Genomic DNA, 17,378 nt, shown 5'->3' with positions numbered 1-17,378 from the left:
TGATCAGCTCCTCCAGCACCGCCTTGCCTTCGGACGTCTTGGTGTCGAGCGTGATGGAGCGCTTGTTGTGGTTGAGCATGGTGAAGTAGAGGCTGTCGGCATCGGGGATGTCGCGCAGCTGGGCACGGGTGATGTCGCCCTCGCCCGGCCGCTCGACCTTGATGACGTCGGCGCCGAACCACGCCAGCAGCTGCGTGCAGGTCGGACCGGATTGGACGTGGGTGAAATCCAGGATCCGCACGCCGTCGAGAGCCTTGGTCATGCCGTTCGTTCCCCCCTGATGGCCCGCGGGACGGCTGCCGTCCCGGCCTGTCTTGTGGTGTCGCGGTTCAGGCATCCGGCTACCGGAGCCAGGTCTTCACTTCGAGGATGCGCGCGTCGCCCTTCGCCGTCCGGGCGTAGGAGCGTCCGTACTGGGTGACGTATTCGCGGACGAACCCGCTCTTGATCAGTTCGTCGAGCACCGGCCGCAGGACGGCGGGCTTCAGGTTCGCCACGCTGGTGATCGCCAGCAGCGAAGCCGGCGGCGTCATTGCCGAGGGTCCCGGCATGGCGCGCAAGGTGTTGAGCATCGTCCAATTCACGGATGTCGGAGAGATCACAGGCACCTCCCTTCAAGCGTCCGGGCCCGCTGAATGAGCGTGTTTCACCCTGCGCGATCCGCAGGCAACCCGAGCCATCGACCTCGACCCTAGGACCTCAAGTTAAGTTGAGGTCAAGGGGAAATTTCGGGGTGGAAATCATCGGTCGCCACCGCAGTCCCGTCCTGCGTCTTTTCGCTTGACCTAAACTTAACTTGAGGTCCTAGGGTCAGCGCCGCACAGATCCACCGCCCGCGGAGGAAGAGGGGAATGAAGGCCGAAATGCGGCACTTGCCGCGCCGTCTGAAGATCATGTTCCTGGCGAAGAGCCGGAACCGTCGCCGCGTCGCGCTGTTCAGACCCATCCTTCCGGGCGCCAACCTCCGCGATCGCCTCATTGCCTGCTGCGGCGCCCTGCTCGGCCTCGCCGTGGTGGGGGTGCTGTGCAGCCTTACCCTGGGCTTCGTCAGCAGCGCGCCGGTCCTCGTCGCACCGATGGGGGCGTCGGCGGTGCTGCTGTTCGCTGTGCCGGCCAGCCCCCTCGCCCAGCCCTGGCCCATCATCGGCGGCAACACGCTGTCGGCGCTGGTCGGCGTGCTCGTCGCCGGTCTGATCCACGACCCCATGCTGGCCGGCGCCACCGCGGTCGCGTTGGCCATCGCCGCGATGTCCCTCACGCGCTGCCTGCACCCGCCCGGCGGGGCCGCCGCGCTGACCGCCGTACTCGGCGGGCCGGCGGTTGCGGCCTCCGGGCTCGGCTTCGCCTTCCTGCCGGTCGCGATCAATTCCGTCCTGCTGGTCGCGGCCGGATGGCTGTTCCACCGGTACTCCGGCCATTCCTACCCGCACGTCCCGAAGGTGAAACCGGAACCGGCGCACCGGGCCGCCCATCCGCCGGCCCGGCTGCGCGGCGGCGTGACGCCCGACGACGTGGACGAAGCCATCCAGGAACTCGGCGAGGCGCTCGACGTCAGCCGCGAGGACCTCGGGGCGATCCTGGCGCGAGCCGAACTCCACGCCATGGAACGGCTGCACGGCGACGTCACGTGCGCCGACATCATGTCCAGCGACGTGCCCGCGGTCTCCGCCGACGCCCCGGCGGGCGTGGCCCGCCGGTTGCTGGACGAGTATGGGCGCCACGCGCTGCCCGTGGTCGATGCGCGCAACGTGGTGATCGGGGCGATCGGCCATGCGCAGCTCATGCGGGACGCCGCGCGCGTCGCCGATCTCATGGTGCCGGCGCAGCTCGAGCGGCCGCAGACGCCCGCGTTCCGGCTCGTCGACCCGCTGGTCGACAGCCGGATGCCCGAGGCGATGATCGTGGATGACGGCGGCAGGCTGTTGGGCACGGTGGCCCAGTCGGATCTGCTCCTGGCCCTGGCGCGCAACGCTCTTCTGGCGCGGAGGAACGGCGACGGGCCGTGATCGCAAGCCTTGCAGGGCGGCGACCGTCCTCTGCGCCGGACGGTTCAGTCGCCCTCGGCCATGGCCGCGCCGGAACCGGGCCGCAGGCGCCGGGGTCCCGAGCTTGGGCGCCGGTAGAAGATCGCCAAGTTGCCAAGCAGGACCAGCGGCAACCCGCCCAGCGCCCAGGGTGTCCACGCGTAGCCCTCGAACAGGGTGGAGACTGCCAGCGCAATCACCGGGAACAGCACGGTCGCGTAGGCCGCGCGGTCGGCGCCGATGCGCGCCACCAGCGACAGGTAGGCGAAGAAACCCAGCACCGAACCGGGAACCGCCAGATAGAGCAGGCTGAGCAGATAGCGCGGCGTCGGCTCGATCACCAGCGGCAGGCCGCGGACCACGGCCAGCGCACCCAGGAAGACGACGCCCCAGCTCATGCCGCGCACGATGGCGTTGGGCAGGTCCGTCCCGTCGCCGGTCGCGCGCATGGACACCAGATTGCCCAGCGAGAAGACGTAGGTGCCCGCCAGCGCCAGCCCGATCCCCAGCGCCGTGGCGCCGGTCGCGTCCACCTTGGCGAAGGCCTCCCCGAACAGCAGGGCCATGCCGGCGATGCCCAGGGCGGAGCCCGCAATCGTCCGCAGCGTCGGCGCCTTGCGCAGGAAGAGCCACTGGTTGAGCGCGTTGAAGATGGTGGACAGCGTGAACACCACCGACACCACGCCGCTGGCGATGTGACCGGACGCGTTGTAGATCAGCACGAAGTTGAGCCCGAACAGGCACAGCCCCATGGCGGCGAACCAGCCGTGCTGCCGCAGCCGCACCCGCCGCAGGCGCCCGGTCGCCGCCAGCCCGATCCACAGCACCGCCGCCGCAAGCACGAAGCGCCAGAGGATGGACACTTCGGTCGGCACCGGTCCGAACTGCATCTTGATGGCGAACCACGTGAAGCCCCAGGCGACCACCACCGCCGCGAACAGGATTGCCGTCATGGCCGGCTGCCTTCTTCCGTCTGTCCCTGTTCAAGGAATGGCACGGCGCGCCCTGCCCGTCTTTCACGCGCTTGCGCATCGTGTCACAGGCTTGCGTTCTTTCCACATGGCGGCCCCGGACAGAGGCTGATTCGCGCGCCGCCTCTCGGCGGGCTTGCGGGGGATCGGCGAATGCTGTCTGCTGGAGCGGCTATGGCGACCATGGATCACTATACGATCTACGACATCCTGCGGCGCGAGGGCGTGCCGTTGCGCACCTCGGCGCATTTCGGCGACGGCGTCGGCGCCGCGCTGTGGGACCGCGACGACACCGCCGAGACCCGCTATGTGGAGCCCGGGCACCACACGCTCAGCCTCTACCTCGAGGGCGGCACGGGAATCCGCCGCCGCCAGGGGGCGAGCGCGGCGCCCCACGGCGGCCCCGGCAGCCTGTGCGTCATGCCGGCCGGTGTCAGCACGTCATGGGATGTCAACGGGCACGTCAGCATGTTTCACCTCTACGTGCCGCGCGCCGCCTTCGACCGCGCCGTGATCGAGGCGCTGGACGTCGACCCGGCGGCGGTCCGCCTGCGCGACGAGACCTTCGTCCGCGACCCGTCCATCGAAACGGTGATCCGCTCGGTCATGCTGCCGTTGCGCTGGGACGACCCGGCGGACCGCGTCGCCGTCGGCCACGCGGGCCGGATGCTGATCGCCTATCTGGCGTCGCGCTTCACCGACCGTCCGACCAAGGCCCTGCTCGCGCGCGGCGGGTTGGCCCCGGCCGTGCTCCGGCGGGTGGCGGACTTCGTCGAATCCCATCTGGACGCGCCGCTGAGCATCGACGACCTCGCGGCGGTGGCCGGGCTCAGCCCCTACCACTTCGCGCGCGCCTTCAAGCGCTCGACCGGCGAGGCGCCACACCGGTTCGTCCTGAGCCGGCGGATCGAGCGCGCCAAGGCGCTGATCGCCGCCGGCGGGTTGCCGCTGACCGAGGTCGCCACCGCCGTCGGCTTCAGCAGCCAGAGCCACTTCACGCTGCGGTTCCGCGAAGTGGTCGGGCTGACGCCCAAGCGCTTCGCATCGACCGCCTGAACACCCCTCAGCCGCCCAGATAGGCTTTCTGGATGTGCGGGTTCTCCAGCATGGCGCTGCCGGTGCCGTGCTCGACGACCTGTCCCGTCTCCAGCAGGTAGGAGCGGTCGCACAATTCCAGCGCGGCCAGCGCGTTCTGCTCGACCATCAGGACGGTCGTGCCCTCCCGGCGGATCTCCAAGACGATCTCGAAGGTGCGCTCCACAAGGTTCGGCGCGAGGCCGAGCGACGGCTCGTCGAACAGCACCATCTTGGGGCGCGACATCAGCGCGCGGGCAATGGCCAGCATCTGCTGTTCGCCCCCCGACAGCGTGCCGGCCGCCTGATGCAGGCGCTCCTTCAGGCGGGGGAACTTGTCGTAGATGCGCTCCAGATCGCGGGCGATGCCGTCGCGGTCCTTGCGCAGGTAGGCGCCCATCTCCAGGTTCTCGCGCACCGTCAGCTGCGGGAACACCCGCCGCCCCTCCGGGCAGTGGGCGATCCCCATCGCCAGGACGTTGCGCGCCGACGAGTTGCCGATCGGCTGGCCGCGAAAGGTGATCGACCCCGTCGCCAGCGGCAGCATGCCGCTGATCGCCCGCAGCGTCGTCGTCTTGCCGGCGCCGTTGGCGCCGATGAGGGTGACCAGCTCGCCCTCCTCCACCTCCAGCGAGACGTTGCGCACCGCCGGGATCTTGCCGTAGCAGACCGTGATTCCGTCAACCTTCAGCACGCTTCACCCCCTGTCCCAGATAGGCGCGGATCACCTCCGGGTCGTTGCGGACGGTCTCGGGCGGGCCGCAGGTGACGATGCGGCCGTGGTTCAGCACGACCACCAGGTCCGAGATGCCCATGACCATCTTCATGTCGTGTTCGACCAGCAGGACGGTGACGCCGCGGTCACGGATGCGCTTGACCACCCCCATGAACGCCTCGGTCTCCGACGGGTTGAGGCCGGCCGCCGGCTCGTCCAGCAGCAGCAGCTTCGGCGCCGCCGCCAGCGCGATGGCGATGCCGAGCAGCCGTTGCTCGCCGTAGGCGAGGTTGCCGGCCAGCTCGTCGGCGCGGTGCTCCAGGCCGATGAAGTCGAGGATCTCGTTGGCCTCCTGGGCCAGCCGGTCCTCCTCGCCGCGCACCCAGGGCGGGCGCAGCAGCGACGCCCAGGTTTCCGCCCGGCCGCGCTGGTGAAGCCCGGTCATCACGTTGTCGAACACCGTGCAGCCGCCGAAGATGCTGGTGCGCTGGAAGGTGCGCACCACGCCCAGCCCGGCGATGCGCGACGGCGACAGCCGCGTCAGGTCGGCGCCACGGTACAGCACCTTGCCCGAGGTCGGCTTGAGGAAGCCGGTGATGACGTTGAAGGCGGTCGTCTTGCCGGCGCCGTTCGGGCCGATCAGGCTGACGATGGCTCGCTCAGGCACTTGGAAGCTCATGCTGGCGATGGCGATCAGGCCGCTGAAATGGACCGCGACCTCGCGGACCTCCAGCGCGACCGGCGCCGACGACGGTTCGGCGAGGACGGCGCTCATGACGATGCTCCTTCGCTGACCCGTGGTGCCGCGGGGGTGCGTCCGTCGCGGCTGGACCGCTTGGACGCGAACAGCTTCGACACCGCCGGGACGATGCCCTGCGGCAGGAAGAAGACGATGGCGATCATCACCACGCCGTAGATGATCCACTGCATCTCGGGCCGCGCCACGTCGCGCAGCACCTCGGGCAGGAAGCCGAACAGCAGGCCGCCGACGATCGGCCCGGCCAGCGTCCCCTTGCCGCCGGTGACGACCATGATCACCATGGTCACCGTGTAGATGAACATGAAGACGTCCGGATCGACGATGCGGATGTAGTGGGTGTAGAGCGCCCCCGCCGCCCCGGCCATGCCGGCCGAGAGGACGGTCGCCACCACCAGATAGCGCGTGATGTTGATGCCGACCGAGCGCGCCAGGGACTCGTTCTCGCGCAGCGCCACCAGCGCGCGCCCGACGCGCGAGCGCACCAGACGATGGATCAGCAGGAAGCTGACCACCGCAACCGCCAGCACCAGGAGGTAATAGTATTCCTTCTTGTAGAGCGGCAGCACACCCTCCCCCGGCCACCAGACGGTGAGCGGCGGGATGTTGTTGAGCGCCATCGGGCCTTCGGTCAGGTCGACCCAGTTCAGCGCCACCATGCGCATGACCTGGGCGAAGCTGACGGAGACGATGACGAAGTAGGCGCCGCGCACCCGGAAGGCCAGCCGGCCGATCAGCCAGCCGAACAGCGCCGCCATCAGGATGCCGCCGAGGAAGGCCAGCCACACCGGCTGCGGCTCCAGCACGAACGGCTCGGCGCCACCCAGGTCGAGGTCGAAGCCCAGCGACAGCAGCGCGCTGGTGTAGGCGCCGATGCCGAAGAACGCGACGTGCCCGAGGCTCAGCTGCCCGGTGTAGCCGAGCAGCAGGTTGAGGCTCATCGCCGCGATGATGAAGATGCCGGTCGAAGTCAGGACGTACAGGATGTACTGGTCGTTCATCCACAGCGGCAGCGTCGCCATGAACAGGACGAAGAGCCAGGCAAGCGTGCGGGCCGTCATCCGATGCGCTCCTTCGCGGCGAAGAGGCCCTGCGGGCGCACAGCCAGCACGGCGATGATCAGCAGGAAGCCCATGGCGTCGCGGTAGCCCGACGAGACGTAGCCGGCGCCGAACTCCTCCACCAGGGCCAGCACGAAGCCGCCGATGGTCGCGCCTGGGATGTTGCCGAGGCCGCCCAGGATGACGATGGCGAACGCCTTCAGCGCGACGAGGTCGCCCATGGTCGGCGTCACCACGAAGATCGGCCCGAGCAGCGCCCCCGCCACCGCCGCCAGGCCGGAGCCGATGGCGAAGGTCAACGTGTACATCAGCCCGTTGTTGACGCCCATCAGCGCCGCGGTGTCCGGATCCTGGAAGGTGGCGCGCATGGCCACGCCCAGCTTGGTGCGGTTGATCAGCAGGTAGAAGACCAGCAGCAGCACCACCGCGACCGCCAGCACGAACAGCCGGATCGGTCCAACCGACACCGGGCCGAGGATCACCGGCTCGGTGGGGAACGGGTTCGGCACCGACTTCGCGACGCCGCCCCACATCAGCTGCTCGCCGGCCTGCATGGCGATGCCGGCGCCGATCATCACCAGCATGGTGGTGTCGATGTCCGCGCCCTTGAGCGGCCGCAGCAGCACGAACTCGATCAGCGCGCCGAGCGCCACGCCCAGCGTCGCCGCCAGCAGCAGCGACAGGAAGAAATTGAGGCCGAACATCCCGGCCAGCATGAACGCCATGTAGGCGCCGAAGGTATACAGCTCGCCATGGGTGAAGTTGACCACGCGCATGATGCCGAAGATCAGCGTCAGCCCGATCCCCAGCAGCGCGTAGGTGCCGCCGAGGATCACCGCGTTGGCGAGGTGTTGCAGGAATTCTGGCACAGGCGCCTCCGTTGATCCCTCCCCCGCCGAGGGCGGGGGAGGGCCTGGGCAGAAATGGGCCTTACGGCAGCGTCACCTTTCCGCCCTTGACCTGGACGATGTAGATGTTCGGCTGGTTCTGGCCGCTTTCCTTGCCGGCCGGGCCTTCCTTGCTGAAGGCGATGTTGCCGTTTACGCCGCTGACCTTGGTGGTCCACAGCGCGTCGCGGATCGCCTTCGGCTCCGCCTTGCCGGCGCCCTTGATGGCCTCGGCGATGGTGAGGATGCCGTCGTAGCCGCGGAAGCCCTCGGTCAGGCCGGCGAACTCGTAGCCCTTCTTGTTCCAGGCCTCGACGAACGCCTTGGCGACGTCGGGGTTGGTCGCCTTCTCCGGGAACCAGGGGGCGAAGAACAGGATGTGGTAGCTGTTCTCGGCCGCACCGCCGGCTTGGGCGATCAGCTGGTCCGGCGAGGACGAGCCGCCGGTGGTGATGATCCGGTGCGGCAGGCGCTGCTCGGCCGCCTGCTTGAGGATCAGCGTGATCTGCTCGACGCCGGTGGTGACGAACAGCGTGTCGCCGCCCGACTGCTTGATGCTGGCGAGCTGGGCGGAGAGGTCGGTCGCGTCCGGCGCCATGGTCTCGACGACGCCGACCTTGATGCCCTTGCCAGTCAGCATCTTGCCGAACTCGTCCGAGGCGCCGCGGCCGAAGTCGTTGTTCACCGCCAGGAAGTCGGCCTTCTTGATCGGCGGATTGAACTGGCCGAGCTTCTCGCCGAACGCCTTCGCCTCCATGGCGGAGGTCGGCGCGATGCGGAACACCCACGGATTGCCGGACGCGGTGATCTTGCCGGACGACGAGGTCTCGACCACCATCGGGACGCTGTATTCCTGCAGTTTCGGCATCACCGCCAGGGTGAGGGTCGAACTCCAAGCGCCCATCATCACCGGCACCTTGTCGCGGACGATGAGCTTCTCCGCAGCCGAGACGGCTTCCTTGGGATTGCTCTTGTTGTCCTCGATGACCAGCTCGATCTTCTTGCCGAGCACGCCGCCCTTGGCGTTCAGCACCTCCTCGGCGATGCGCGCGCCGTTGGTGACGTAGTTGCCGCTCGCCGCGACCGCGCCGGTCAACGGTTCGTTGACGCCGATCTTGATGCTGTCCTGTGCCATGGCGGCGCCGGAACCCAGCAGCGCCACCGCCACGACCGGCGCCACTTTCATAGACTTAACCATCCCTCCCTCCTTCTCCCTGAACAATCGGATTGATTTCATGCTGGAGGACGTGTGGCCGCTCCTTTCTCCTTCCGGAGATGGGGCGTGCTCGGTTACGGCATGGTCACCTTGCCGTTCTTGACTTGCACGACGTAAACGTTGGCTTCGTTCTGGCCGCTTTCCTTGCCGGCCGGCCCCTGCTTGACGAAGGCGATGTCGCCGTTGACGCCCTTGAGCGTCGTCTTCCAGAGCGCGTCGCGGATCGCCTGCGGCTCGGCCTTGCCGGCGATGCGGATGGCCTCGACGATCGTCCGGATGCCGTCGTAGCCGCGGTACCCTTCGGTCAGGCCGGCGAACTCGTATCCCTTCTTGTTCCAGGCATCGACGAACGTCTTGGCCACGTCCGGGTTGGTCGCCTTCTCCGGGAACCAGGGGGCGAAGAACAGGGTGAAATAGTTGTTGTTCGCAGCCTCCCCAGCCTGAGCGATCAACTGGTCCGGCGAGGACGAACCGCCGTTGGTGATGATCCGATGCGCCAGCCGCAGTTCGGCGGCCTGCTTGAGGATCAGGGTGATCTGCTCGACGCCGGTGGTGACGAACAGGGCGTCGCCGCCCGACTGCTTGATCTTGGCGAGCTGCGCCGACAGATCGGTCGCCTCCGGCGCCATGTACTCGGTGACGCCGGTCTTGACGCCCTTCGATTCCAGCATCTTGCGGAATTCATCAGCGGAGCCGCGGCCGAAGTCGTTGTTCACCGCCAGGAAATCCGCCTTCTTGATCGGCGGATCGAATTGACCGAGCTTCTCGGAGAAGGACTTCGCCTCCATGGCGGAGGTCGGTGCGATGCGGAAGACCCACGGATTTCCCGACGTGGTGATCTTGGTCGAGGACGACGTCTCCACCACCATCGGCACGCCGTATTCCACCAGCTTGGGCATGACGGACAGCGTGAAGGTCGAGCTCCAGGCACCCATCATCACAGGGACCTTATCGCGGACGATCAGCTTCTCCGCGGCCGAGACGGCTTCCTTGGGGTTGCTCTTGTTGTCCTCGATGATCAGCTCGATCTTCTTGCCGAGCACGCCGCCTTGGGCGTTGATCAACTCCTCGGCGACGCGCGCGCCATTGGCGACGTAGTTGCCGTTCGCGGCAACGGCACCGGTCAACGGCTCGTTGACGCCGATCTTGATCGTGTCCTGCGCGAAGGCCGTTCCGGCCCCGAGAGCGACGAGAGCAACCCCGAGCGTGCGGCTCGCAGTCTTCAACACCATGTCCTCCCCCTTCCGGCAGACGTTGGTTCAGCACTCGACCGCGTTGACGGCGAGCCCGCCAAGGCTCGTCTCCTTGTACTTCGACTGCATGTCGCGGCCGGTCTCCCGCATGGTGCGGATGGCGCAATCCAGCGACACGTAATGCTTGCCGTCACCCTTCAGCGCGAGCGATGCGGCGCTGATCGCCTTCACCGCGCCCATGGCGTTGCGCTCGATGCAGGGGATCTGCACCAGCCCGCCGATGGGGTCGCAGGTCATGCCCAGGTGGTGCTCCAGCGCGATCTCCGCGGCGTTCTCCACCTGCGCCGGTGTGCCGCCGAGCACCGCCGCGAGGCCTGCCGCCGCCATCGACGCCGCCACGCCGACCTCGCCCTGGCAGCCGACCTCGGCGCCGGAGATGGACGCGTTCATCTTGGCGAGGATGCCCACCGCCGCGGCGGTCAGCAGGAAGGTGAAGGCCGGCTCCTCCCCGTCCTCACCGTAGAAGTGGCGGTGGTATTCCATGACCGCCGGGATGATCCCGGCAGCGCCGTTGGTCGGCGCGGTGACCACCGTGCCGCCGGCCGCGTTCTCCTCGTTCACCGCGATGGCGAACAGGCTGACCCAGTCGAAGGCCTCGTGCGGCGCCACGCTGTTGCGGCCGTGCGCGCCCTCCAGCTGGCGCAGAAGCGAGGGTGCCCGGCGCCGCACCCGGAACTGGCCGGGCAACTCGCCCTCCGTCCGGCAACCGCGGGCAATGCAGGCGCGCATGGTGGCGACCACACGGCGGAGATGCTCGTCGAGAGCGGCGCGGCCGTGCATGGCCTCCTCGTTGGCACGCACCACGTCGGCGATGCTGCGGCCGGTCGCCTGGGCTATGCCGACGAGGTCGGCGGCGCTGGCGAAGGGATGGGGGGTCGGCGGCGACGGCACCTCCCGCCCGGCCTCGTCGGCGGTGACGATGAAGCCGCCGCCCACCGAGTAGTAATCGCGCGCCGCGAGCTCCCGCCCCTCGGCGTCGAGGGCCTGGAAGCGCAGCCCGTTGGGATGGAACGGCAGCGACTCGCCCATGTGGAAGAGCAGGTCGCGCGCCTCGTCGAACGCCACTTCCCGCTGGCCGCCGAGCGCCAACCGGCCGGTGGTACGGATGCGCGCCAGCAGAGGCGCCACCGCATCCGGGTCCACCGTCTCCGGCCGCTCGCCGGACAGTCCCAGCAACACCGCGGTGTCCGAGCCGTGCCCCTTGCCGGTCAGCGCCAGCGAGCCGTACAGCCCCACCACCACGCGCCGCACCTCCCCGAGCCTCCCCGCCGCGGTCAGATCCTCCGTGAAGCGCAGGGCGGCCTTCATGGGGCCAACCGTATGCGAGCTGGAGGGACCGATGCCGATCTTGAAGAGGTCGAGGACGCTGATCATGTCTGCGAGCCCTTGCGTCCGAACAGGCTGGACAGCAGCCCCTTCACCCAGTCCCGCAGCACCGCCCACAGCAGCGTGCCGGCGTTCAGCTCCCTGGCCGGCCCGGGCGGCGGCCCGGGAGGAGACGCGGTCGCGGCCGGTTGCGGGGGCGTGGCCGGCCGGGACTCCGCCGATGCCGCTTCCGCGGCCGGGGGCGGCGCCTCGGCGGCAAGCTGGGCTTCCAGGTTGCGGGCGAACTCCGCGGTCAGGCGGTTGGCGATCTCCTGCACGATGGCGCCACGGCTGAACTGCGCCAGCGTGCCGGTCAGCGTGAAGTCTACGGTCAGGTCGACGCGGGTCGAGGCGCCCTCCTCCACCGCGGCAAAGGTCACGTCGGCCTTGGTGCGGGAGTTGTTCTTCTGGTCGCGGCCCTCGCCGTGGATGGTGCCGGTGTGGGTGGCGTCGTCCATGGACAGCTCGCCCTCCCCCGCGAAAGCGGCGGTGATCGGGCCGAGTTTGACCTTCATCTGGCCGAACACCTTGCCGTCCTCGGGCGGCTTGGTCAGCCCGGCGCCGGGCATGCAGCCGATGACCCGCTCGACGTCGCCCAGCGCGCGCCAGACCTGCGCGCGGGGGAAGTGGACGGTGAAGCTCTGCGAGATCTGAGGCATGGGTTACTCCGCCGCCGTCTTGCGCGCGTCGAGCACGCGGCGGATCGCGTTGACGATGCCGACGTAGCCGGTGCAGCGGCACAGGTTGCCGCTCATTTCGAGGCGGATGCGCTCCTCGTCGGCGTTGGGCCGGCGCAGCACCACGTCGCGGGCCGACACCAGCATGCCCGGCGTGCAGAAGCCGCACTGCAAGCCGTGCTCCTCCATGAAGGCGTCGCGCAGCTGCGCCGCGACGGGATCCTCGTCCAGCCCCTCCACCGTGGTCACGGAGCGCCCTTCGCAGGCCACCGCGAAGGTGATGCAGGAGCGCGCCGGCTCGCCGTCGATGAGGATGGTGCAGGCGCCGCACACCCCCTGCTCGCACCCCAAGTGCGTGGCCGTCAGCAACTGCTGCTCGCGCAGGAAGTCGGCGAGGTGCGTGCGCGGTTCGACCGTCGCGGTGACACTCTTCCCGTTGACGGTCAGCGTGATGGTCCTGGCGTGTGTCATCCCGTCACCTGCGCGATGGCGCGCTTGAGCGCGACCGTGTGGGTGTTGATTTCGAAGGCGTTGCCGGCCAGCGGCGTGTCGGCGAGGATCTCGGCGACGCGCTCGGGCCGGCAGCCGCCGCCCTGGATCAGCTCCGGGTCCTCGATCACGATGGGCCGGCCGGACGCGGCGGCGATGACGGCGCGCCGCACGCCGCGCGCCGGATCGACCAGCACGGCGCCGGTGGCGTGCGAGAACTCGCCGGCCTTGCGGCAGAATTTGTAGTAGCCCCAGCGCGCCCGCTCCGACAGCGCCGGCACGCGGATCTCGACGACGATCTCGCCGGGCTGCAGGTCGGTCTCGAAGACGCCGAGCACGAAGTCGGTCACCGGCACCGTGCGCCGCCCGCCGCGGCCGGCCACCACCACCTCGGCCCCCAGCGCGGTCAGCGTGGCGACCCAGTCGGCCGCCGGGTCGGCGTGCGCCAGGCTGCCGCCGATGGTGCCACGGTTGCGCACCGCGCGGTAGGCGATGCCGCCCGCCACCTTGGGCAGCACGCCGCGCGTGGCGTCGTCGTAGCGGCCGTCCTCCAGCGTCGCGTGGGTGACGCAGGCGCCGATGGCGACGGCGTCGCGGTCGACGCGGATGGCGCACAACTCGGCGATGCCGGTGATGTCCACCAGCAGGTCGGGCTGGGCGAGGCGCAGGTTGAGCATGGGGCCCAGCGACTGCGCCCCGGCCACCGGCCTCGCGCCGATGTCGTCGCGGTCCAGGAGGTCCAGCGCCTCCTCCACCGTCGCGGGGCGCGCGTAGTCGAAGTCGATGGCTTTCATCGCGAGGCCTCCGCCGCGTGGATGGCCGCGACGATGCGCTCCGGCGTCATCGGGCTGTCGGTGACGACCGCCTTCAGCGGGCGCAGCGCGTCGTTGATCGCGTTGCACAGCGCCGCCGGAGGCGCGATGGCACCGCCCTCGCCGATGCCCTTGACGCCGAACTCGGTGTAGGGCGACGGCGTCAGCATGTGCAGGATGCGCACGTGCGGCACCTCGGTGAAGCCGGGGATCAGGTAGTCCATGAAGGTGGAGGCGAGCGGCTGCCCTTCCGCGTCGTAGGGCATCTGCTCGTACAGCGCGGTGCCGATGCCCTGCGCCACGCCGCCGTAGATCTGCCCGTCCACCACCATCGGGTTGACCATGGTGCCGGCGTCCTCCACCACGACGTAGTCGAGGATCTGCACGGTTCCCAGCTCCGGATCGACGGCCACCGCCACCGCGTGCGTGGCGTAGGAGAAGGTGCCGTGGTCGCTCTTCGGCTTGTAGCCGCTGGTGGCCTCCAGCCCGCCCCGGTCCACGTCGAGCGGCAGCAGCTGCGGCGCCCGGTACCAGGTGTGCGCGATGTCCTTGATCGGGATGCTGGCCTGCCCGACCCGCACGCAGCCCTCCTCCAGCCGCGCGTCCTCTGGCCGGGCCTGCAGGAGGTGCGCGCCGATCTTCAGCACGCGCTCCGCCAGCGTCTTGCACGCCGTGGATACGGCGCCGCCGGCCATCACCATGCTGCGCGAGCCCCAGGTGCCCGTCGAATAGGGCGTCAGCCCGGTGTCGCCGTGCACCAGCTTGATCTTGCCCAGCTCGATGCCCAGCACCTCGTTGGCGACCTGGGCGAAGGTGGTCTCCATGCTCTGGCCGTGCGACTGCACGCCGACGCGCAGCTCCAGCCCGCCGTCCGGCGTGATGCGGGCCTGGGCCTGCTCGTGGCCGGGCACCATGGGAATGCCCCAGCCGTGGTAGACCGCGGTGCCGTGCGCCGACTGCTCGCAGTAGGTGGCGACGCCCACGCCGACCAGCCGGCCGTCCGGCTCGCCGCGCGTCTGCCGGGCGCGCCAGCCCTCCAGCTCCAGGGCGGCGACGGCGCGGCGCACCGATTCGGGATAGTCGCCGCTGTCGAAGTGCTTCTTCGTCACGTTGTCAAAGGGCATCTTCTCCGGCGGGACGAGGTTCTCGACGCGCACCTCCCACGGTTCGCGCCCAACCGCCTCGGCGACCGCGTCGATCATCTGCTCCATGGCGAAGCAGACGCCGGTGCGCGCGACGCCGCGGAAGGGCACGATCGGCGGCTTGTTGGTGCACACCGAGAAGGTGCGGCAGCGGTAGTGCTGGAAGTCGTACGGACCGGGCAGGATGCTGCCGACCTGCGCCGCCTCCAGGCATGCCGAGAATGGGTAGACCGAGTAGGCGCCGGCATCGACCCAGGCATCCGCCTCGATGCCCAGGAGCTTGCCGCGCTCGTCGGCGTAGGCGGTGATCTCGTAATGGTGCTCGCGGCAATTGGCAGCGGCCACCAGATGCTCGCGGCGGTCCTCGGTCCAGCGCACCGGGTGGTCGAGTTTCATGGCGAGCCAGCCGGCCACCACCTCCTCCGGCTGCAACAGGCCCTTCCAGCCGAAGCCGCCGCCGACGTCCGGCGCGATCACGCGGATGGCGCCCTGGTCGATTCCCAGACACTCCGACAGGCCGGCGCGCACGATGTGCGGCATCTGCGTGGCGGTGGTGAGGACCAGCTGTTCGGCCTGCCGCTCCCAGTGGGCGACGACGCCCTTGCCCTCCAGCGGCACCATGCACTGGCGCGCCGTGCGGATGGTGCGCGACACCTTGACCGGCGCGGTGGCGGCGACCTCGCGGATGTTGCCGCCGACGTTGGTCTCCAGGAACACGTTGTCGGCCCAGTGCTCGTGCACCAGCGGGGCGCCCGGCTTCACCGCCTCCAGCATGTCGGTGTTGACCGGCAGCTCCTCGAAATCCACGAAGACCTGCGCGGCGATGTCTTCCGCCTCGGCACGGGTGGCGGCGATGCAGACCGCCACCGGTTCGCCGACGAAGCGCACCTTGCCGTCGGCCAGCGCCGGCTGCTCGGACACCTTGAACCCCGGCAGCCCGGACACGGCGCGAATCGCCTTGATCCCGGCCGCCTGCATGTCCTCCCAGGTGAAGACCGCGCCGCGGTGCTCCTCTGGAATGTCGAACCCGCGGATGCGGGCGTGGGCCACGGGGCTGCGCACGAACGCCAGCTCCTTCATGCCGACGAGCGCGATGTCGCCGACGAACCGGCCGCGGCCGCGCAGCAGCCGCTCGTCCTCTTTTCTCCGGACCCTGGCACCGACACCGGTGGCGTGCGCCATCCCCGATCCTCCCTGATGCCGTTCTTGCTTATGCATACCCGGGGATGTGATCGCCCGGGGCGCGAAGGCGTCTGTTCGCTCACGAACCTTCATTGCCACGTACTATCAACTCAACCGAATGCGGAAATCAAGCCTTTCCGTGGACACATTTTTCTTGCCAGCTGATATTAAGGTGCATATGGTTCTAAAGATAGTACCTTATGCACACATTGGCCGTGCTGCGGCAGGGGCTTCGCGCAACGGCGCGGGCACCGGCACCGACCCGAGGAGAGCGACCGTGACCCCTTTCGAGCTCCCCGCCTCCGTTATGGACCGCACCGTCCGCGACCGCGCCGTGGCGCGCCTGCGCGAAACGGGGGTGCGTCTGCCAACCTTCGAGGAGATAAGCGACCCCGTCGCTGCCTCTACCGGTGTAGGACCAACGGTGGATCCGGATAGTCCGAACGCCGCGAACCTGCACCGCGTTCACTGGTTCAACGCCGCCGACCGCCGCCATCTGGCCGAGGTGCCCGGCTATATCGAGCTGCCGCGCGCGCTGACCGGCGTGCCGGCGCGGATCGTGGTGGTGCTGGGCGAGCGGTTCCCGATGATCGGCGCGCACAAGGTGCTGCCGGCCTACGCGTGCCTCGCCGTGCGGCTGGTCACCGGCCTGTTCGACCCCACCCGGCACAAGGCGGTGTGGCCGTCCACCGGCAACTACTGCCGCGGCGGCGTCGCCATCTCGCGCATCCTCGGCTGCCGCGGCATCGCCGTGCTGCCCGAGGGCATGAGCGCCGAGCGGTTCGAGTGGCTGTCGCGCTGGGTCGCCGACCCGTCGGACGTCGTCCGCACGCCGGGCTCGGAGAGCAACGTCAAGGAGATCTACGACACCTGCGCCGAGCTGGCCCGCCACCCGGACAACGACATCCTCAACCAGTTCTCGGAATTCCCGAACTACGTCGTGCACCGGGTCTGCACCGGGCGGGCGCTGGCCAAGGTGTTCGAGCACGCCTCCGGCGGCCGCGGGCGGCTGGCGGCGTTCGTCAGCAGCACCGGCTCCGCCGGCACGCTGGCGGCGGGCGACCACCTGAAGGCGACCTACGGCACCAAGATCGTCGCGGTCGAGCCGACCGAGTGCCCGACCATGCTCTACAACGGCTACGGCGTCCACAACATCCAGGGCATCGGCGACAAGCACATCCCGCTGATCCAGAACGTGATGAACAGCGACCTCGTCGTCGGCGTCTCCGACGCCTCGACCGACACGCTCAACGTGCTGTTCAACACGGCCGAGGGGCGTGCCTTCCTGGCCGAGCGCAAGGGGCTGTCCGACGAGGAGATCCGCGCGCTGGGCTCCATCGGCATCTCCGGCATCTGCAACATCCTGGCGGCGATCAAGACCGCCAAGCGCCTGGACCTGACCGAGGAGGACGTGATCGTCACCGTCGCCACCGACGGTGCGGCCATGTACGGCAGCGAGCGCGACAAGGCGCTGGAGCGCGACTTCGGCAACCGGTTCGATCAGGTCTCGGCGGCGGAGGTGTTCGGCCGCGCGCTGGCCGGCGTCGGCGAGGACCATGTGCTGGAACTCGGCCACCACGACCGGCGGCGGATCTTCAACCTCGGCTACTTCACCTGGGTGGAGCAGCAGGGCATCGCGCTGGCCGACTTCGACCGCCGACTCGACCAGCGCTTCTGGGACGATTTGTGCGCGCTGGTCCCGGTGTGGGACGAGCTGATCGAGAGCGTCAACCGCGACGCCGGCACCGCCTGA

Annotated in this window: 17 protein-coding genes; 3 read left to right on the top strand and 14 right to left on the bottom strand. The window is 69.2% G+C overall.

Translation table 11 applies throughout. From position 1 onward, the window contains the following. Together ACRWK7_RS15440 and ACRWK7_RS15435 are read right to left on the bottom strand one after the other, a co-directional pair. Positions 1-262, bottom strand: a 262-nt coding sequence (locus tag ACRWK7_RS15440; protein ID WP_431857148.1) for a CoA transferase, incomplete at its 3' end; no start/stop codon positions are given. A gap of 79 nt (positions 263-341) precedes the next feature. After that, positions 342-533, bottom strand: coding sequence for a hypothetical protein (locus ACRWK7_RS15435; protein ID WP_431857147.1), 192 nt, complete (start codon positions 531-533; stop codon positions 342-344). A 318-nt stretch (positions 534-851) separates the two neighbouring features. Between ACRWK7_RS15435 and ACRWK7_RS15430 the strand changes: the two genes are divergently transcribed. Further along, positions 852-2,006, top strand: coding sequence for an HPP family protein (locus tag ACRWK7_RS15430; RefSeq protein ID WP_431857146.1), 1,155 nt, complete (start codon positions 852-854; stop codon positions 2,004-2,006). A 44-nt stretch (positions 2,007-2,050) separates the two neighbouring features. Here ACRWK7_RS15430 and ACRWK7_RS15425 read toward each other — a convergent pair whose 3' ends face one another. Beyond that, a complete protein-coding gene (locus tag ACRWK7_RS15425; protein ID WP_431857145.1) occupies positions 2,051-2,977 on the bottom strand; it encodes a DMT family transporter in 927 nt (308 codons plus the stop codon). Positions 2,978-3,169: 192 nt separating this feature from the next. On the opposite strand from ACRWK7_RS15425, the gene ACRWK7_RS15420 reads away from it, so the two are divergent. Beyond that, positions 3,170-4,051 carry a helix-turn-helix domain-containing protein gene (locus ACRWK7_RS15420; RefSeq protein WP_431857144.1) on the top strand — a complete coding sequence of 294 codons (882 nt, stop codon included), beginning with the start codon at positions 3,170-3,172 and terminating at the stop codon, positions 4,049-4,051. A 7-nt stretch (positions 4,052-4,058) separates the two neighbouring features. Here the strand turns inward: ACRWK7_RS15420 and ACRWK7_RS15415 are convergent, their stop codons facing one another. The 11 genes from ACRWK7_RS15415 to ACRWK7_RS15365 form a co-directional block, all read right to left on the bottom strand. Then, complete coding sequence (locus ACRWK7_RS15415; protein ID WP_431857142.1) at positions 4,059-4,763, bottom strand: ABC transporter ATP-binding protein; 705 nt, start codon at positions 4,761-4,763, stop codon at positions 4,059-4,061. Continuing rightward, positions 4,750-5,559, bottom strand: coding sequence for an ABC transporter ATP-binding protein (locus ACRWK7_RS15410; RefSeq protein WP_431857141.1), 810 nt, complete (start codon positions 5,557-5,559; stop codon positions 4,750-4,752). Before ACRWK7_RS15410 ends, ACRWK7_RS15415 begins: the two co-directional genes overlap by 14 nt. Next, entirely contained in the window at positions 5,556-6,602 is a 1,047-nt protein-coding gene (locus tag ACRWK7_RS15405) for a branched-chain amino acid ABC transporter permease (protein WP_431857140.1), read from the bottom strand. Before ACRWK7_RS15405 ends, ACRWK7_RS15410 begins: the two co-directional genes overlap by 4 nt. Then, positions 6,599-7,471 (bottom strand): branched-chain amino acid ABC transporter permease, encoded by an 873-nt coding sequence (locus tag ACRWK7_RS15400; protein ID WP_431857139.1) that lies wholly within the window; start codon positions 7,469-7,471, stop codon positions 6,599-6,601. Before ACRWK7_RS15400 ends, ACRWK7_RS15405 begins: the two co-directional genes overlap by 4 nt. A gap of 61 nt (positions 7,472-7,532) precedes the next feature. Next, complete coding sequence (locus ACRWK7_RS15395) at positions 7,533-8,687, bottom strand: ABC transporter substrate-binding protein (RefSeq protein ID WP_431857138.1); 1,155 nt, start codon at positions 8,685-8,687, stop codon at positions 7,533-7,535. A 92-nt stretch (positions 8,688-8,779) separates the two neighbouring features. Beyond that, positions 8,780-9,937 carry an ABC transporter substrate-binding protein gene (locus ACRWK7_RS15390; RefSeq protein WP_431857137.1) on the bottom strand — a complete coding sequence of 386 codons (1,158 nt, stop codon included), beginning with the start codon at positions 9,935-9,937 and terminating at the stop codon, positions 8,780-8,782. Positions 9,938-9,964: 27 nt separating this feature from the next. After that, the gene (locus ACRWK7_RS15385; protein ID WP_431857136.1) at positions 9,965-11,332 is read right to left on the bottom strand and encodes an L-serine ammonia-lyase; all 1,368 of its coding nucleotides are present in this window, start codon (positions 11,330-11,332) and stop codon (positions 9,965-9,967) included. Beyond that, positions 11,329-11,982 (bottom strand): SRPBCC family protein, encoded by a 654-nt coding sequence (locus tag ACRWK7_RS15380; RefSeq protein ID WP_431857135.1) that lies wholly within the window; start codon positions 11,980-11,982, stop codon positions 11,329-11,331. Before ACRWK7_RS15380 ends, ACRWK7_RS15385 begins: the two co-directional genes overlap by 4 nt. 3 nt (positions 11,983-11,985) lie before the next feature. Beyond that, complete coding sequence (locus ACRWK7_RS15375; protein ID WP_431857134.1) at positions 11,986-12,471, bottom strand: (2Fe-2S)-binding protein; 486 nt, start codon at positions 12,469-12,471, stop codon at positions 11,986-11,988. Then, complete coding sequence (locus ACRWK7_RS15370) at positions 12,468-13,283, bottom strand: FAD binding domain-containing protein (protein ID WP_431857133.1); 816 nt, start codon at positions 13,281-13,283, stop codon at positions 12,468-12,470. The genes ACRWK7_RS15375 and ACRWK7_RS15370 overlap by 4 nt, the downstream gene beginning before the upstream one ends. Continuing rightward, positions 13,280-15,625, bottom strand: coding sequence for a xanthine dehydrogenase family protein molybdopterin-binding subunit (locus ACRWK7_RS15365; protein WP_431857132.1), 2,346 nt, complete (start codon positions 15,623-15,625; stop codon positions 13,280-13,282). The genes ACRWK7_RS15370 and ACRWK7_RS15365 overlap by 4 nt, the downstream gene beginning before the upstream one ends. A gap of 277 nt (positions 15,626-15,902) precedes the next feature. Here ACRWK7_RS15365 and ACRWK7_RS15360 point away from each other — a divergent pair, with 277 nt between their 5' ends. Next, entirely contained in the window at positions 15,903-17,378 is a 1,476-nt protein-coding gene (locus tag ACRWK7_RS15360; protein WP_431857131.1) for a pyridoxal-phosphate dependent enzyme, read from the top strand.

This window comes from Azospirillum sp. (assembly GCF_050789165.1).
This window is presented reverse-complemented; position numbering and strand designations above follow the sequence as displayed.

Bases quoted from the DNA above. Each gene is read 5' to 3' on its own strand.
- ACRWK7_RS15420 (WP_431857144.1), top strand. From the start codon at position 3,170: ATGGCGACCATGGATCACTATACGATCTACGACATCCTGCGGCGCGAG.
- ACRWK7_RS15375 (WP_431857134.1), bottom strand. From the start codon at position 12,471: ATGACACACGCCAGGACCATCACGCTGACCGTCAACGGGAAGAGTGTC.
- ACRWK7_RS15390 (WP_431857137.1), bottom strand. From the start codon at position 9,937: ATGGTGTTGAAGACTGCGAGCCGCACGCTCGGGGTTGCTCTCGTCGCT.
- ACRWK7_RS15405 (WP_431857140.1), bottom strand. From the start codon at position 6,602: ATGACGGCCCGCACGCTTGCCTGGCTCTTCGTCCTGTTCATGGCGACG.
- ACRWK7_RS15435 (WP_431857147.1), bottom strand. From the start codon at position 533: ATGACGCCGCCGGCTTCGCTGCTGGCGATCACCAGCGTGGCGAACCTG.
- ACRWK7_RS15425 (WP_431857145.1), bottom strand. From the start codon at position 2,977: ATGACGGCAATCCTGTTCGCGGCGGTGGTGGTCGCCTGGGGCTTCACG.
- ACRWK7_RS15395 (WP_431857138.1), bottom strand. From the start codon at position 8,687: ATGGTTAAGTCTATGAAAGTGGCGCCGGTCGTGGCGGTGGCGCTGCTG.
- ACRWK7_RS15385 (WP_431857136.1), bottom strand. From the start codon at position 11,332: ATGATCAGCGTCCTCGACCTCTTCAAGATCGGCATCGGTCCCTCCAGC.
- ACRWK7_RS15380 (WP_431857135.1), bottom strand. From the start codon at position 11,982: ATGCCTCAGATCTCGCAGAGCTTCACCGTCCACTTCCCCCGCGCGCAG.
- ACRWK7_RS15370 (WP_431857133.1), bottom strand. From the start codon at position 13,283: ATGAAAGCCATCGACTTCGACTACGCGCGCCCCGCGACGGTGGAGGAG.
- ACRWK7_RS15410 (WP_431857141.1), bottom strand. From the start codon at position 5,559: ATGAGCGCCGTCCTCGCCGAACCGTCGTCGGCGCCGGTCGCGCTGGAG.
- ACRWK7_RS15365 (WP_431857132.1), bottom strand. From the start codon at position 15,625: ATGGCGCACGCCACCGGTGTCGGTGCCAGGGTCCGGAGAAAAGAGGAC.
- ACRWK7_RS15430 (WP_431857146.1), top strand. From the start codon at position 852: ATGAAGGCCGAAATGCGGCACTTGCCGCGCCGTCTGAAGATCATGTTC.